The following is a 16,045-nucleotide window of genomic DNA, read 5'->3' as shown; positions in this document are numbered from 1 at the left end:
AGAAGAATTTCAATCGGAACAAAAGACGAATTTATTGAAAAAATATCGGCTAAACGTTGAAGGAATGACCTGCACTGGTTGTGAAGAACATATTGCGGTTGCTCTTGAAAATGCAGGTGCAAAAGGGATTGAAGTAGACTTTCGTCGCGGAGAAGCACTGTTTGAACTACCGTATGATGTAGACATTGATATCGCGAAAACAGCGATTACTGACGCACAATATCAACCGGGCGAAGCAGAAGAAATACAAGTGCAATCGGAAAAAAGGACAGATGTAAGTTTAAATGATGAAGGTAACTATGATTATGATTACATCATCATCGGTTCTGGTGGAGCTGCCTTTTCATCTGCCATTGAAGCCGTTGCTTTGAACGCAAAAGTGGCTATGATTGAGCGTGGAACGGTGGGTGGAACTTGCGTTAATGTCGGATGCGTTCCTTCTAAGACCTTATTAAGAGCAGGGGAAATCAATCATCTAGCAAAAAATAATCCATTTGTGGGATTACACACTTCGGCTTCAAATGTTGATTTAGCGCCATTAGTAAAACAAAAGAATGATTTAGTAACCGAGATGCGAAATGAAAAATATGTGAATTTAATTGATGATTATGGTTTTGAATTAATAAAAGGTGAAGCAAAATTCGTAAATGAAAATACAGTTGAAGTAAATGGCAATCAAATCACAGCCAAAAGATTTTTAATAGCTACAGGTGCTTCTTCAACTGCACCTAATATTCCCGGATTAGATGAAGTAGATTATTTAACAAGCACTAGCTTATTGGAATTAAAGAAGGTTCCAAATCGTCTTACCGTAATTGGTTCAGGATATATCGGCATGGAATTAGGACAACTATTTCATAACCTCGGGTCAGAAGTCACTTTGATTCAAAGAAGCGAGCGTCTATTAAAAGAATACGATCCTGAAATTTCAGAAGCCATTACTAAGGCCTTAACAGAACAGGGAATTAATTTAGTAACAGGTGCAACCTATGAACGAGTTGAGCAAGATGGAGACATTAAAAAAGTTCATGTTGAGATAAATGGTAAAAAGCGAATTATTGAAGCAGAACAATTGCTAATTGCCACTGGAAGAAAACCAAATACAGAATCATTAAACTTACATGCAGCAGGCGTTGAAGTTGGTTCCCGTGGTGAAATTGTCATTGATGATTATCTTAAAACGACCAATTCCCGAATTTATTCAGCTGGAGATGTCACTCTCGGTCCCCAATTTGTTTATGTAGCTGCTTATGAAGGTGGACTTGCTGCTCGTAATGCAATCGGAGGACTAAATCAAAAGGTCAATTTAGAAGTGGTTCCAGGCGTTACGTTTACTTCTCCATCGATTGCAACGGTTGGTTTAACGGAGCAACAGGCAAAAGAAAAAGGATATGAAGTGAAAACATCGGTATTGCCGTTGGATGCTGTTCCAAGAGCGCTCGTTAATCGGGAAACAACAGGTGTTTTCAAATTAGTGGCAGACGCGAAAACATTGAAAGTGTTAGGGGCGCATGTAGTGGCAGAAAACGCAGGAGACGTAATTTATGCAGCAACATTAGCTGTGAAATTCGGTTTAACTGTTGGAGATCTGAGAGAAACGATGGCTCCATATCTAACAATGGCAGAAGGATTGAAGCTGGCTGTCCTAACTTTTGATAAAGATGTTTCGAAATTATCTTGCTGTGCTGGATAAGTTAGAAAAAAGATTCCTGATTATTGCTCAGGAATCTTTTTTCTGTTTTATGAATAAGGTTTTCCGTACTTTGCCAAATTAACTTTAAACTGTTTAAGGAAATGAAATATTTATATAGCATATTTGTTTTACACGGTTTATTATGTCAACAATCTGTGCACTTTGGTTAAGTCTTCTTGCTATTGAAATCTATAAAACTTACTTAATAAAAAGGATTGAGTTTCTCTACAAATTATCGAGGAATGACTAATGGTGGCAGAGGAATAAATCCCTTTTTAACAGCCATTGAGTCAGTGGCTAGGTGCAACGATTTGCACGATGATAATTACGAATAAATGCATCACTTACGTCTGCTCGATGGCTCGAAATTGCCCCAGTATTCCAAAGTCCATAAATCCCTGTACGGCGAAATAATGTCCAATGAGTATCTTCTGGTCATCTATAAACAGGCGTTTGAATATCTCCTAGTTCCTTAACTGTTTTTGATTCCGAAATAGCATTATATGGAGCTGGAACAGTGTAACCAAGACGAATTAAAATTTGATATAACTCTGTTAGATTGGGTTCGCATACATCCCGACGATAGATTTCCATAAGTTGTTTTAATTGAAGATTCTTTAAAATCTGAATGTATAAATTACATTACCCCAAGCAAACCCATTCGCGAAGGTAGCCTTGGGTTACCATATAATACTCGCTAGTATCAAGGAAACGGTTTTCATGTCGAGTTTATTATAGAAATGTTGCAATAACACCATTTTAAAGATGATGTTACTTCTATCTCCTGATTAAACTTTGTATTTAAATTATAAAATTGCACTTGACCTTCCCCTAAGGTGAACGTTGTAAACTCTAGTTAATTCAGTGATGGTCTTCCAGTTAACGAAAAGGGGGGAGATAATGGAGGATTTAACGATTGGTCAACTAGCCCAACAAACAGGAGTCAGTCGAAAAGCCATTCGACTGTATGAAGAAAAGGAATTGATACTGCCTTCTATAAAGCGTAGCGAAGGTAATTACCGCGTTTATAACCAAGAGCATGTGTTTTGTATCAATGGTATTAAACAACTCCGATCATTAGGCGTATCACTGGAGGAAATGAAAGATTTAATAGTGATTTTCGAAAAAAATACGGTGGAGATAGAACCGCATCTACAACATTTGTTAAAAGATAAACTGACCAAGATAGACGAACAAATCAACGAACTACAAAAGTTGCGTAAACACATTGAATCGTACCTTGATTCCCCGAAAGAGGCATTCAATCAAATGGAGGGATTTAAACAATGAAGAATAAAACAGAACTCAAAAAATTTTATGAACTATTGTTAGCTAAGCTGCCTAAAGAATCAGTGCCTATTCTTCGGACAATTTTTTTCTCCATTCGTGATGGGCAGGCAGTTACAGAAAGTTCTTTAATAAATCAAACGGGAATTAATACAAAAACAGTTCAGTCAGTAGTGAAGATATTAGCCCAACGGCAGATGATCGTTCGGGAGGCGGATCAAAAAATAGTAGGGGCATTGGGCTTATCGATTATACCGACTACTAACCAGATTCATTTAGGAGGACGAACTTTATTTGCCTGGTGTGCAATATCGACATTGGAGCTGTCAACTGCTCTGGTTGCTGATGTCGATATACATTCCCGTTGTGCGTACACAGGTGAACCGATTGAGGTAACTGTCCGAAATGGAAAATTAGCAAAAACAACTCCTGATTCAACAGTAATCTGGACAGTGCCGTTTGATTCTGAGGCTCCATGGGCCGGAGGAACATGTAAACAAATTCACTATTTTAGCTCAGTTGAGCATGCAAACAAGTGGAAAGAAGAACATCCAAAATTGCAAGGGGAAATTATGACTTTGGAACAAGCTCTCTCTTTTGGAAACGAATTGAAAAAATTTTTATCATAGGGTAGAGCCCATGAAGTTTCAAAAATCAGACAAGCTATGAAAAGGATGCTTTTATCGGTCAATTAGTCCAACAAATGGAGTTTTTAGGTAATGAAAAGTAATATCGAAAATAATAATAGGAACAAAAAATAACAAAGGAGGAAAAAGACATGAAAACTGAAATTCAGGAAATCGTAACCCGACTTGACCAACAGTCGAACAAGGGAGAGGGAGGAGAATCCATGAAGTGGCTGTTTCGCCCGTTGTTACAAATGCTAGCAGGGGGGGAGTCTGTCACCATTGAAGATATGGCGACAACGACCGGAAAACCTGTTGAAGAGGTGAAGAAAGTTCTCCAGTCTCTGCCAAGCGTGGAAATCGACGAACAAGGCCGTGTCGTTGGTTTAGGTCTTACCCTTATCCCTACCCCTCACCACTTTACGGTTGATGGGAAGCAACTATATGCCTGGTGCGCCCTTGACACACTTATATTTCCAGCACTCATCGGTCGTTCGGTCAACATCGAGTCACCCTGTCACAGCACCGGAGAACCTATACGGTTGAATGTGGAACCGGACCACATTGTAAGCGTGGAACCTTCCACTGCCGTTGTCTCAATCGTGACGCCAGATGATATGTCCTCGATTCGTACGGCATTCTGCAACGAAGTCCATTTCTTCAGCTCACCGAATGCAGCCGAAGACTGGCTTGACCAACATCCAGGGGGAAAAGTGTTATCTGTAGAAGATGCCTTTGAACTGGGTCGCCTAATGGGGACGCGTTACGAGGAATCTAGACCTGCCAATGGGTCATGCTGTGACATTTAGTCGCAAGTAACCACGATACCAGAAGGAGCCACAGGTCTGAAAGATGAAACCCAGGGCCAGCTCAGGACAGGTTTCCCTCTTTTATACCTGATTTCTTATATCTCTGACCGCTAACTACGCGAAGTATGCAAAGGTGGTAAAACCTACAAAAATACCCGGTATTTCTGTACTAAGGAGCCGATCCGTATATGCCATGGTACCGGAGTATTTATTCGATGCTACGATTGAAGGCTTTAAAGACGGAAAAACAGTACAAAAATACAGTTAAAATCCATAAATCATGGAGGTATTGAATAAAAAAATTCATCATTCTAGGAGGGAAAAATATGCAAACATTAATCTGTCCTGCTTGCGGATGTTCCCTCGTACGACTAGGGATTGAAAAAGATAGGGCAGCTGTGTACAAATATAAGTTTACGAGAAGACCTGCTAAAACATATTTCTCCATTGGGATGGGAACATATTAATTTTCTTGGCGAATACACATTTGATATGAAGAAAGTAGCAAGTTTATATTCACTACGCCCTCTTATTCAATAATACTAAAGGCCGATGATTCCTTAGGTAGGGAAAATCGGCTTTTTTCCTCCCAAAATTCTCTTAGCGTATGTTTTCCGCGTTTTGTTGGTAAGACCCCTTTTAAGCTTACTTTATCTGAATCATAAGAAACATTGACTTTGTTCGCACTAAGTGAGACTTCTACTGATTTAACACCTTCTAGTTGACCAACTGAACTCTCAATAGAATTAACGCAATGAGCACATGACATCCCTTGTACATTTAATATTGTTTGTTCCATATCTAAAACCTCCATATTGTTATAAGTTAAGAACACTCTTATATTAACATACCCCCATGGGGTATGCAATGGTTATGTGTTTATATTTCTTTTGAGCCTAAAGTTATGCTGTTTATTTCAGAAATAATATTTGTTTAATTATACCCATGTTGGGTATTTTAAAGATAAGTAGTTCAAACGAAAGGTTGAGAAGGATGGCAAACCAAAACGACAAATTTAATCATGGACATAAAAATCAGGAAAATCATCATTTACAAAATGAACAATATCATGATAGTCCCCATCACAGTAATAATATGCATCATGAACATGCTTCTTATGATAAAGATAATGAAGATAAATCGTACCAAAATAATACAACTCATGTACATCACAAAGAGATGAATCATGACGACCATAGTGATCATAGCGGTAGCGGTCATGGAGCACATCATGGCCATATGGTGGAAGATTTTAAGAGACGCTTTTTTATATCCCTATTAGTTTCTATACCAGTATTTTTCCTTTCTCATATGATTCAATCTCTGCTCGGTTTTGAATTTACTTTTCCTTTTGACTCGTACGTTTTATTCCTATTAGCTTCTTTTGTATTTTTCTATGGCGGATATCCTTTTTTAACAGGTGCAATAAATGAATTAAAAGAGAAAAACCCAGGTATGATGACACTTATTGCACTAGCTATACTGGTTGCGTACGTGTACAGTACGCTAACAGTTTTTGGATTGAATGGAATGGACTATTACTGGGAACTGGTAACATTAATTGATATTATGCTCCTTGGACATTGGCTTGAGATGAAATCTGTTATGGGGGCTTCTAATGCATTGGAAAAGTTAGTTAAATTAATGCCTTCTGAAGCACACAAGGTAACTGATAATGGTACCCAGGACGTAAAAGTTAGTGATCTAAAGGCAGGAGATAATGTATTAGTAAAACCAGGCGAACGCATACCTGTCGATGGCATTATAAAGAAAGGTACATCTACAATCGATGAAAGTATGCTGACCGGTGAAAGTGTACCTGTAGAAAAAAGTCCAAATAATGAAGTGACTGGAGGATCTGTAAACGGAGATGGTGCTCTAACTGTTGAAGTGAAAAATACTGGGGAAGAAAGTTACTTGTCACAGGTTATAAAAATGGTTCAAGAAGCACAGGAATCAAAATCCAGAACACAAGATTTATCAAATCGGGCAGCAAAATGGCTGTTTTATATCGCGCTTATTGCCGGGATACTTACTTTAATCGGATGGCTTGTAGCTGGAGCTAGTTTTAACTATAGTTTAGAACGAATGGTTACAGTTATGATCATTGCATGTCCTCATGCTTTAGGGTTGGCGGTGCCATTAGTAGTAGCAACTTCAACTGCAATATCAGCAAGAAAAGGGTTGTTGATTCGCAATCGTACACAATTTGAAGAGGCTCGAGGGATTAATGCTATTGTATTTGATAAAACCGGGACTCTTACAAAAGGAGAATTTGGAATTACTGACCAAATCACAGCTGAAGGATTTGATCAATCAAAAGTATTAAGGGTGGTTGCAGCATTAGAGAGTCAATCAGAACATCCGATTGCGAGAGGGATCTTAAACAGTGCAAAAGATTTAGATATAAGGATTCCAGAACCTGAAACATTTGAATATATGCAAGGCAAAGGATTAAAAGGGACAGTAGAGGGAAAAGAAGTCCTTGCTGTTAGTCCAGGCTATATTAATGAGTTGAAAATAACATATCCAAAAGATAAGTACCAAGCTTTATCAGCTCAAGGGAAGACGGTAATATTTGCTGTTGTAGACGGAGCTTTTGCAGGTATGATAGCTTTGGCAGATGTTATTAGAGATAGCGCAAAAAAAGCTATTAAGGAACTAAAAGAGATGGATATAGAGTCCATTATGATTACCGGTGATAATAAACAAGTTGCAGATTATGTTGGTAAACAGATTGGAATTGATAAGGTGTATGCAGAAGTATTGCCGCATGAAAAAGCCCAAAAAATTAACGAGATAAAACAACAAAATAAACGAGTAGCGATGACGGGGGATGGAGTAAATGATGCCCCTGCTCTCGCAAATGCTGACCTTGGAATAGCTGTTGGTGCAGGTACAGATGTAGCTATTGAAACAGCTGATGTTATTCTGGTCAACAGTAATCCTGAAGATGTGGTACAGATTATAGAAATATCCCGAAAGACCTACCGAAAAATGATACAAAATTTATGGTGGGGAGCTGGATATAATATCATCGCTATCCCTTTAGCAGCGGGTATTTTATATAAGTTAGGATTCGTTCTCAGTCCAGCAGTGGGTGCCGTACTAATGTCACTTAGTACTATTATTGTTGCAGTTAATGCTAAACTGTTAAGAGCATAACTAAAAACAGCCGTCATGGCTGTTTTTTTAATACCCCTAATAAATGGATGTATCTTTAAGATGCTATTACAAAAGATAATTAAGAGTGGCTTTGCACAAATTCTTCACATTTTATCCTTATAGTGGTTTGTAATACTAAGTTTATTAGCCAGAGGAGTACATGCAGCTTATGAAGGTTAGCGAATTATTACAAGGCTTAATTAAAAAAGAAAACCTAACTATGTATGAGTATCTTGATGTGAGCGGAATAACAGACAGTTCCTTGGAAGTTAAACGAGGAGATATGTTTATTGCTATTAAAGGAAATACTTCTGACGGACATTTTTTTATTGATGATGCTGTAGCTAAAGGAGCGTCCATCATCATTGGTGAAGAACAGCTAGATAATTTACCAATACCTTATGTTCAGATTTCTAATACACGGAAAGCTTTGGGGATAATTAGCAAGAGATTCTTTAAAGAGCCTGCAAAAAATAAAATTCTGATTGGTATAACTGGAACTAACGGAAAAACAACCACCAGTTATCTGGTGAAGCACATACTTGAAAATAATGGATATTCATGTTCGCTTATAGGTACCATTAAAAATATTATAAATGGAAGAACAGTGCCTTCTGTTAATACTACTCCAAGTTCACTTCTCTTAAATAAAATTCTTTCAGAAAGTGATGATCAAGTAGTAGTGATGGAAGTCTCATCCCACGGCTTAGCACAGGACAGAGTAGAGGGAATTGAATTTGATTTTTGTTTGTTTACCAATTTAACACACGAGCATTTAGATTATCATGGCACTATGGAACAGTATTTTGAAACAAAAGCACTTCTATTCGAGAAATTAAAACCGGGTGGAACTGCTATTATCAACGTTGATAATTTCTATGGAGAGAAACTCCGCGACAGATTAAAGGCTCAAGGGAAAAGAGTTATAACAATTGGTGCTGACCAGACTGCTGATCTTGTTATTGCTAAAGAGTCCTTTGGACAATACGCCCTGATTATAGAAAGTAATATCAGTTTTGAATTACAAAGCAGTATACCGGGATTGCATAACATATATAACGGCCTAATGGCTTATGCGGTAGCATTTCAATTTTGTTCTAATAGAAATGATATTTTAAGTTCAATAAAACATTTCAGTGGCGTTCCAGGGAGATTTAAGACGTTTCATACACAAGAAGGAGTCACAGTTGTTGTAGATTATGCTCACACAGCGGATGCATTTTTCTACTGTCTAACAGCAGCAAAAAAGCGCGGTGCTAAGAGAGTAACTCATGTTTTTGGCTTTAGGGGAGGAAGGGATGAAAGCAAGAGGGCAGAAATGATGAGTGTTTCAGCTGAGTTAAGCGATCTCTTTGTTCTGACATTAGATGATTTAAACGGTGTATCTGAAGATAAGATGCTTCACACACTGCATCACTTAAATCACTCTATTGGAAATGGAAAGGGGTTAGTCATTTCTGATCGTACAGCAGCAATACGAATAGCCTTAGAAAACAGCAGAAGAGGGGATTGGCTATTGATTACTGGAAAAGGACATGAAGATTATGAGGAAATACACAATTTTGCACTTGGTACTAGTTCAGATATTGAATCTGTACAGACACTACTGAAATTACACGAGTCCTATGGTTAATGGAACGGAAATAGAAAATAGTAAATAAAAAATAGCATCCTATTAAGGTGCTATTTTTTATTTTAGTGATTGAGTATATTATTTAATTAGGACTTTGTGAACCTTTCAAATACATCCATTAATTCACGAATTGCCTCTTGCCCGTCCCCATCTTTAATAGCGTCAGAGACGCAATGATGAGTATGGTTCTCCAACAACTGTAGACCGACTCGTTTCATTGCTGCATTTATAGCAGATATTTGAGTAAGTATATCTACGCAGTAACGATCATCTTCTACCATCTTTTGGATACCGCGAACCTGTCCTTCTATTCGTTTTAACCTATTTAAAAGTTTTTCTTTATCATTATTAGATCTATGTGTAGTTTTATGTTCAATTGAGTTAGTCAAAATCTTCACCGTCTCTTTTAGAGAATTTTGTGCACGTATATTCTTCAATATAATGGCCAAGGCCGTTATACGCTACAGGGGTATATACAATTGTACCATAAACATAATTTAAACGGATATACGAGCAAGCTATCTATATAAATGTTTCGGAATAGCTGGGCTGGTTAGGACCGGGTAACATTTTAACTCTTAGATTGATACCTTAGGTATTAATATAGCAGGTGGTCATCTTGTGGAATTTTATAAAAAATTAAGGTCCTAACTAAAGAATGTGCAAATTAGTTTGAGCCTTGTATATATTAAAAGTGATACTATTTCTTCGTTCTAATAAATATAAAGACAATAAACGAGCGTGACGCCATAAGTTATGGTCTCACGCTCGTTTATTATAGTTCACATAAATTATATGTTACAAATTAATATCTATTATCAACATTCAACTTCATGAGAGACCACAAGTAATTTGTTTAATATTCAAAAGGGCATACTAATAAGTTTACTCATTTTGAACGTGATAATACTTTTTAAAGGTCAACCTCTGTAATTCTGCATCTGAATAGGGTATGAATTCTCCATATATGTCTTCTATCTTGTTATACAAAGATTGCATTGTTACATTTTGATAGGCCATCATAATATGAATATTTTTGACTTTATTATTCTTCATCATTAGTGCAGAATTAAAATTCTCCATTCCCATCCACTTAGCAGTTGATCGTAGTTCAAGAGTGATATCTTTTTCATTTTCATTTAAGTGTACAATAGGAGAGAATAGAGTATCTATATTTGGTAACTCGGGAAGATGAACTTCTCGACTTTGATCCGGATTAATCAGCTGTAGCATAGTTACTACATGGTTTCGTAACATATTGATATTTACTTGAATCAGTCTTTTTATTCTTGGTTCATTTACTAATTCATAATACACTTTTAGCTTATTTATTAAACCTTCGTGCGTAGAGAGATGCTCAGCCATGATTCCTAAATCAATAGCAGGTAATTGCACGGATTCATCATCCTTTCCTTCCCTTATAATATGAAGAAAATTTAAAAGGTTACATTGTCTTGTGAATAATTATAAACATCTCACCCATAAAGAAATGTATATGTTGTATCCGTGAAAACTATACAGCTGAACAGTTCGAAACATGTAAAACAAAATCTTTTGTAATACGCCAGGATTTTGTTTTACAACACATTATTGAACTCTACTCAAGATTGTCTTATCTTATTACTTATTATCAAGCTCTTCTATTAACGTTTTCATCTCATCGATTTCTCTAACTTGCGCTTTTATAATCTCATCAGCTAGTTTTCTTACTCTTGGATCCTCTATTTCAGCGCGCTCACTTGTTAAAATAGCAATAGAATGGTGTGGTATCATCGCTTCCATATAATCTACATCATCTACTAAAGTTTGACTACGAACAAGATAAAGTGATAAGAAAAATACCAACACACTTCCCAATAAAATTCCAATATTCAATTTGCGATTATTCAACATTTTTCTCATGAAAAATAACATTATGACTGCCATAGTAGCACCCATTAGTAAAGCCATGTAAGCCCTTGTTTCACTAAAGAAAATATGTCCTACTTTATAAACACTCCAATATTTAAATAAAAACATCGCAATGGTGGAGGTTAGCACCATCCATCCAAATTTAATATAAGGTTTCATATTTCTCTCTCCTCCATAATATATATAATATTGATTCCTCAAACTCTAAGATGATTCTTTTGTATTATTTTCCCTCCTCTTTTATGCCTCTTCATCTCTTGACTTCTCATTTTAATTACCTTCTTAAACGGTTTGGGTAAAAATCCTTAGAAAGTGCACATTTATAAAGGCGCAACCCAGAACCTAATAGACAGTATAGATATCCTTTTATTTACAAGATATTACAATCATTTAATGTTTACATGCTAGTTCATTATATAAATATGTGAACAACAAAATAACCTTAATATAATTTGTGTTGTTCTAAAAAGTACACTTTTACGAACACTCTCAATTCAATTGAATAATAACCAATTAACCGTTCAAAAACATACGAAAATAGTTTTTGAACGTTCTTCTTTTTGTATATACTTTTACGAACGCTTTTGGTAGAATCAAGATAGAAAATGTATCGAGGTGTAATAATATGGAAGTGAGAAAGTTTGGATACATACGAGTGAGCAGCAAAGATCAAAATGAAGGTCGGCAGATGGAGTCAATGAAAAACCAAGGCTTGGATGAACGAGACATCTTCATCGATAAGCAAAGTGGGAAAGATTTTAACCGCGTCAATTATCAGCTGTTAAAACGAATCATAAGAAAAGGCGATATTTTATATATTCATTCTTTGGACCGTTTCGGAAGAAATAAGGAAGAGATACTTCAAGAGTGGAATGACATCACGAAAAATATCCAAGCAGATATTATTGTAATGGATATGCCTTTACTAGATACAACGCAATACAAAGATAGTATGGGAACTTTTATTGCAGATTTGGTATTACAGATACTTTCCTGGATGGCACAAGAGGAACGTGATCGAATAAGAAAAAGGCAGCGTGAAGGAATAGATGTTGCATTGCAGAATGGTGTAAAGTTTGGAAGACCAAGGATCGAGACGACAGAAAAGTTTAAGCATATATATAATCTCTGGAAATCTGGAGAGATAACGGCTGTTACTGCAATGAAGGAACTAGATTTAAAAAAGACCACTTTTTATCGATTAGTTAAAGAATACGAAAACTATAGCACATAAATAATAGAAGAAACTCGTCATTTTTTTCTATAATTCTCATAAGAGTTGCAATCAATCTATAATAATCCCTAAATAAATCCGATATATAATAAGAATATTTAAAATTAAATTCGGAAGGAATTTCACATTGAGTTTATTCAATTGGCATGATGGTTCAGGAAGGAATGTTACAGCCGATCAATGGCAAATATATTTCAAGCATGAAACACCCTATTGTAAAATTTGTAAATCTGAATTAGATATTAGAGCATATGCAAGTACAAAAACAACAACCCATTTTGCACATCCCCAAAATAGTAATTGTCCAACCTTAGAAGCTAATAGTAGTAGATACCTTCATTTAAAACCTATTAGCTTTGATTATGAGAACGCTAAAAGACTAAAGAGCTACATCCAGAAATATGCTTACGAAACTTACTTGTTTCTATGTGAGTTAGTAGGGGGAAAGGGAGCGTTAAAATACTCCGAGTTTACAATGATACTGAAATATGCAACACAGAGGAAGATTTGGTTCTATAAAGGATTGACGCCAGAGTTACTACCTTATGTTTTACTTGTTAACTATGGTGATTTAAAGCAGCAATCTGAAAGAAACGGTAGAGATGAGTTAAAGTATTATGCTTTCAATACAGAAATAAAAGAATACTATGACTTATGGATACATTCTGGAAAGGATACTAGCTACATCTATGAAATAACTCCCAAAAAAGTAATTCAAATGAAGCCGAGTTATTTAAAGGGAACTTCCAAAATAGAAGCACCGTCATATTTTAAAAATTATGTACCACACATATAGATGTCCTGGTGTTCTAGGTATGTTGGCTTTATTGGTCCTTTTAATCGTTAGATCAAAAGACAAGTCATATGAAGACACCATGGGGGACTTAAAGTAGAGATGGAGCGCGGGCTGGTACAAAAAAGAAAATAGACAAACTAAAAGACCTAAGAGATTCTCTTGGGTCTTTATAAGAATAGAAACATTATATTTAACATAATAAATGCAATTGTTGATGCGATTAGCCAGTTTACCCCTTTATTATATAATTTGAATTTTCTACTGCATATTTTTGAATTGATGTAAACTTGAGATAGGTAATCATTAACCAGCTGGTCTTTCTTAATTCCAGTTACATTATTTTTAAATTTGATAAATGATTTATTCTCAATGGTGCCAAAGAAGAGAATAGAATCTTTCGTCAAGTCCGCCTCATTATAAACGTTTGTGTCAATGGAACCTTTTTTCCCTCTAAAAAGGTAGGTCAGGCTAACAATCATTAATATTATGAAAACCACTAGCACAACAGTTGTTATCTCCAAGTATTGAATCTTCAAATAAGGCGTATCCTTGTCAATCTCCTTAAGTCCTTTTATAAGCTTGTTCAATGAACCGGTGATAATGCCACTAGAAAAAAATCCGCCGAGAAGTATACCTGCAAAAGCTAACGAAAAGGATATTTTAGTGTCACAGTTTGATATCCCAAAAATTTATTCTTTCTAAGTTTTGAACCGCTTCCTCTTTTATTTCACTTTCATTTAACTTGGTTTCTTCTGACATAATTGCTCTCCCTGGGGTAGAGTCAGGAAAATGCGGATTTACAACGTTAAGGACAATCTAATATAAAAGCCCAATTTCTCAAAGGTAATTATGAAATTTGGGCTTTTTCGCTATTCTAAAAAAAACATCTTGAAAGATCTTTTTAAAGATATAATTCAAGTAAACTACCTATTACTTCAATATTTGTTTGCGAAATTCTTTTGGCGTCATGCCCTCTTGTTCTTTAAATTTTGTAGAAAAATGTGCGCTATCATTGTAGCCCACTTCTAATCCGATTGTTGTAATTGAATAAGTATGCTTTTTTAGTAGTAATTCTTTGGATTTATTGATTCTAACTTGATGCAAATAGCGTAAGGGAGTAATCCCCAATACTTCTTTAAATGAACGTTGAATATAATACTGATTCTTTTGCAATACTTCATTTAAAATTTTTAAGGTAACATTCTTCTCGTAATGAAGATCAATGTAATGCTTTGCTTTTTCTACAAGTTCTTTTTTATATCCATTCCAATTGGTCAGGTTTACACCGATTACAAGGGCGAAACCCTTGGTCTATAGCTTCGTCAACAGTACTAAAGATAGACACATTTTTGGGATTAGGCGTACGAGATGTACAAGAAGGTCTACATACGGTTTTAGTTGTTGAAAGTGCATAATAGAATTCCCCATCATAAGTACGATCATTACGTCATAGTTTTAATTCTAATGTTTTTGAGACCCGATTGCTTGGAAAGAAAGCTATCTGCATGGTAGGAAAGGAAGCTGCTGAAGTTTTTTATGATACAGAGAAATTCAAAAGGAAGGATGCGGCACCGAACCGGGCGGTTCAAACATTATTCGGGAAGAATGGTGTTCAGGCGTTGGATGGAAAAGAGCACAAACATCGGAAGGAAATGTTTATGTCCATCATGTCTCCTGAGGGACTTCAAAGTCTAACAGACATTACAAAAAAACAGTGGCAGACAGCACTAAATAAATGGGAACAGATGGACAAAGTTATTCTTTATGAAGAAGGAAAGGAAGTCATGTGCAGAACAGCATGCCAGTGGGCAGGTGTCCCGTTGGAAGAAGATTATGTTAAGGAAATTACAAAAGACTTAACGTCAATGTTCGAGTCTCCGGCTGCAATTGGCCCAAACCATTGGCTAGGGAGAAATGCACGGAATAAAGTAGAAAATTGGATTGGTGAGTTGGTTGATAAGGTGCGTAATGGGGAAGTAAATCCTCAAGAAGATACAGCCTTACATAGATTTTCCTGGCATCGCGACTTAGAAGGGAATCTTCTGGATACCGAGACTGCTGCTGTGGAAGTGATCAATATCTTGAGACCTATTGTGGCGATCGCTATATTCATCAATTTCACTTTGCTAGCAGTGCATCATCATCCGGTAGAAAGGGAGAAAATTGAATCCCGTGATGAAAAATATGCTCAAATGTTTGTACAGGAAGTTCGCCGTTTTTATCCGTTTTTTCCGTTTGTCGTAGCATTGGTAAAAAAAGATTTCAACTGGAACGGTTATAAATTTGAAGAAGGCACGTTAACCTTGCTGGATCTTTATGGCACAAATCATGACCCTGCAATTTGGAAAAATCCTGATGTGTTCAATCCGGATCGGTTTGCCCAGTGGGAAGGAAGCCCTTTTAGCTTCATTCCGCAGGGTGGTGGTGATTACTTTATGGGACATCGCTGCCCTGGAGAGTGGGTGACCATTGAAGTCATGAAAGTAAGTCTTGATTATCTGGTCAACCGAATGGAATATGAAGTTCCTGACCAGGATTTAAGTTACAGCATGGTGAGTATACCAAGTATTCCCCAAAGCAAAGTAGTGCTAAAGAATGTTAAACGAAAGTTATAATTACAGATAATTAGTTTATTAAGTTCGTCTTTAGACGAACAAGCTAAATGAAAAAACCTGATTCCTTAATATTCACGGAAATCGGTTTTATAAGTAGATCTCCAATATTAATGAAGAGTTGAAAAAGAAATGCCCGATTTTCTCTAACAAAGAGAGAAATTGGGCTTTTTATGGAGTAAAACTTTGAATGTTTTTAAACTGCATCCTGACGATATTCCCGCTAGTGTATCCAACATAACAAGGAAATTAAATTCAGTTATAAGAATAATTAATTAC

Annotated in this window: 14 protein-coding genes and 4 pseudogenes; 11 read left to right on the top strand and 7 right to left on the bottom strand. The window is 36.2% G+C overall.

Going from position 1 to position 16,045, the window contains the following annotated elements; genetic code table 11:
• Nucleotides 1-34: 34 nt before the first annotated feature.
• The 6 genes and pseudogenes from merA to ACH6C1_RS17080 all read left to right on the top strand — a co-directional run.
• Entirely contained in the window at nt 35-1,693 is a 1,659-nt protein-coding gene (gene merA / locus ACH6C1_RS17105) for a mercury(II) reductase (RefSeq protein WP_029343397.1), read from the top strand.
• Nucleotides 1,694-2,593: 900 nt separating this feature from the next.
• Entirely contained in the window at nt 2,594-2,983 is a 390-nt protein-coding gene (gene merR2, locus ACH6C1_RS17100; RefSeq protein ID WP_000389892.1) for a mercury resistance transcriptional regulator MerR2, read from the top strand.
• Entirely contained in the window at nt 2,980-3,609 is a 630-nt protein-coding gene (gene merB2 / locus ACH6C1_RS17095) for an organomercurial lyase MerB2 (protein ID WP_000792368.1), read from the top strand. Before merR2 ends, merB2 begins: the two co-directional genes overlap by 4 nt.
• A gap of 149 nt (nt 3,610-3,758) precedes the next feature.
• Nucleotides 3,759-4,415 (top strand): organomercurial lyase MerB1, encoded by a 657-nt coding sequence (locus ACH6C1_RS17090; RefSeq protein WP_000845541.1) that lies wholly within the window; start codon nt 3,759-3,761, stop codon nt 4,413-4,415.
• A gap of 326 nt (nt 4,416-4,741) precedes the next feature.
• Nucleotides 4,742-4,882: a hypothetical protein gene (locus tag ACH6C1_RS17085; protein WP_162493026.1), complete on the top strand. Its 141-nt coding sequence runs from the start codon at nt 4,742-4,744 to the stop codon at nt 4,880-4,882.
• Nucleotides 4,830-4,955: pseudogene (locus tag ACH6C1_RS17080) on the top strand (hypothetical protein); the annotation flags it as partial. The gene ACH6C1_RS17085 and the pseudogene ACH6C1_RS17080, both read left to right, overlap by 53 nt.
• A 91-nt stretch (nt 4,956-5,046) precedes the next feature.
• Here the strand turns inward: ACH6C1_RS17080 and ACH6C1_RS17075 are convergent.
• Nucleotides 5,047-5,214, bottom strand: a pseudogene (locus tag ACH6C1_RS17075) (copper ion binding protein); the annotation flags it as partial.
• Nucleotides 5,215-5,408: 194 nt separating this feature from the next.
• On the opposite strand from ACH6C1_RS17075, the gene ACH6C1_RS17070 reads away from it, so the two are divergent.
• Together ACH6C1_RS17070 and ACH6C1_RS17065 are read left to right on the top strand one after the other, a co-directional pair.
• On the top strand, nt 5,409-7,580 hold the full coding sequence (locus ACH6C1_RS17070; protein WP_374079207.1) for a heavy metal translocating P-type ATPase: 2,172 nt from the start codon (nt 5,409-5,411) through the stop codon (nt 7,578-7,580).
• A 169-nt stretch (nt 7,581-7,749) separates the two neighbouring features.
• Complete coding sequence (locus tag ACH6C1_RS17065) at nt 7,750-9,213, top strand: UDP-N-acetylmuramoyl-L-alanyl-D-glutamate--2,6-diaminopimelate ligase (RefSeq protein ID WP_374079205.1); 1,464 nt, start codon at nt 7,750-7,752, stop codon at nt 9,211-9,213.
• Nucleotides 9,214-9,299: 86 nt separating this feature from the next.
• On the opposite strand, the gene ACH6C1_RS17060 is transcribed toward ACH6C1_RS17065, so the two are convergent.
• The 3 genes from ACH6C1_RS17060 to ACH6C1_RS17050 form a co-directional block, all read right to left on the bottom strand.
• Nucleotides 9,300-9,602, bottom strand: a complete 303-nt coding sequence (locus tag ACH6C1_RS17060) for a metal-sensing transcriptional repressor (protein WP_374079203.1) — start codon at nt 9,600-9,602, stop codon at nt 9,300-9,302.
• Between the two features lie 496 nt (nt 9,603-10,098).
• On the bottom strand, nt 10,099-10,608 hold the full coding sequence (locus tag ACH6C1_RS17055) for a hypothetical protein (protein ID WP_374079200.1): 510 nt from the start codon (nt 10,606-10,608) through the stop codon (nt 10,099-10,101).
• Between the two features lie 225 nt (nt 10,609-10,833).
• Nucleotides 10,834-11,283 (bottom strand): DUF305 domain-containing protein, encoded by a 450-nt coding sequence (locus ACH6C1_RS17050; protein WP_374079198.1) that lies wholly within the window; start codon nt 11,281-11,283, stop codon nt 10,834-10,836.
• 466 nt (nt 11,284-11,749) lie between these two features.
• Between ACH6C1_RS17050 and ACH6C1_RS17045 the strand changes: the two genes are divergently transcribed.
• The gene (locus ACH6C1_RS17045; RefSeq protein ID WP_374079195.1) at nt 11,750-12,358 is read left to right on the top strand and encodes a recombinase family protein; all 609 of its coding nucleotides are present in this window, start codon (nt 11,750-11,752) and stop codon (nt 12,356-12,358) included.
• Nucleotides 12,359-12,485: 127 nt separating this feature from the next.
• Complete coding sequence (locus tag ACH6C1_RS17040) at nt 12,486-13,154, top strand: competence protein CoiA family protein (RefSeq protein WP_374079193.1); 669 nt, start codon at nt 12,486-12,488, stop codon at nt 13,152-13,154.
• Between the two features lie 167 nt (nt 13,155-13,321).
• Here the strand turns inward: ACH6C1_RS17040 and ACH6C1_RS17035 are convergent, their stop codons facing one another.
• The 3 genes and pseudogenes from ACH6C1_RS17035 to ACH6C1_RS17025 form a co-directional block, all read right to left on the bottom strand.
• Entirely contained in the window at nt 13,322-13,786 is a 465-nt protein-coding gene (locus tag ACH6C1_RS17035; protein WP_483887693.1) for a Pycsar system effector family protein, read from the bottom strand.
• A gap of 298 nt (nt 13,787-14,084) precedes the next feature.
• Nucleotides 14,085-14,327 (bottom strand): helix-turn-helix domain-containing protein, encoded by a 243-nt coding sequence (locus tag ACH6C1_RS17030; RefSeq protein WP_374079188.1) that lies wholly within the window; start codon nt 14,325-14,327, stop codon nt 14,085-14,087.
• An 82-nt stretch (nt 14,328-14,409) separates the two neighbouring features.
• Nucleotides 14,410-14,538 (bottom strand): annotated as a pseudogene (locus ACH6C1_RS17025) (Ada metal-binding domain-containing protein); the annotation flags it as partial.
• A 61-nt stretch (nt 14,539-14,599) separates the two neighbouring features.
• On the opposite strand from ACH6C1_RS17025, the pseudogene cypC reads away from it, so the two are divergent.
• A pseudogene (gene cypC, locus ACH6C1_RS17020) lies at nt 14,600-15,769 on the top strand (CYP152 family fatty-acid peroxygenase CypC); the annotation flags it as partial.
• Nucleotides 15,770-16,045 lie beyond the last annotated feature (276 nt).

The organism is Terribacillus sp. JSM ZJ617 (assembly GCF_044383785.1).
Taxonomy (GTDB): domain Bacteria; phylum Bacillota; class Bacilli; order Bacillales; family Amphibacillaceae; genus Terribacillus.
Note: the sequence above shows the minus strand (reverse complement) of the source record. Positions and strands in the feature narration are given on the sequence as shown.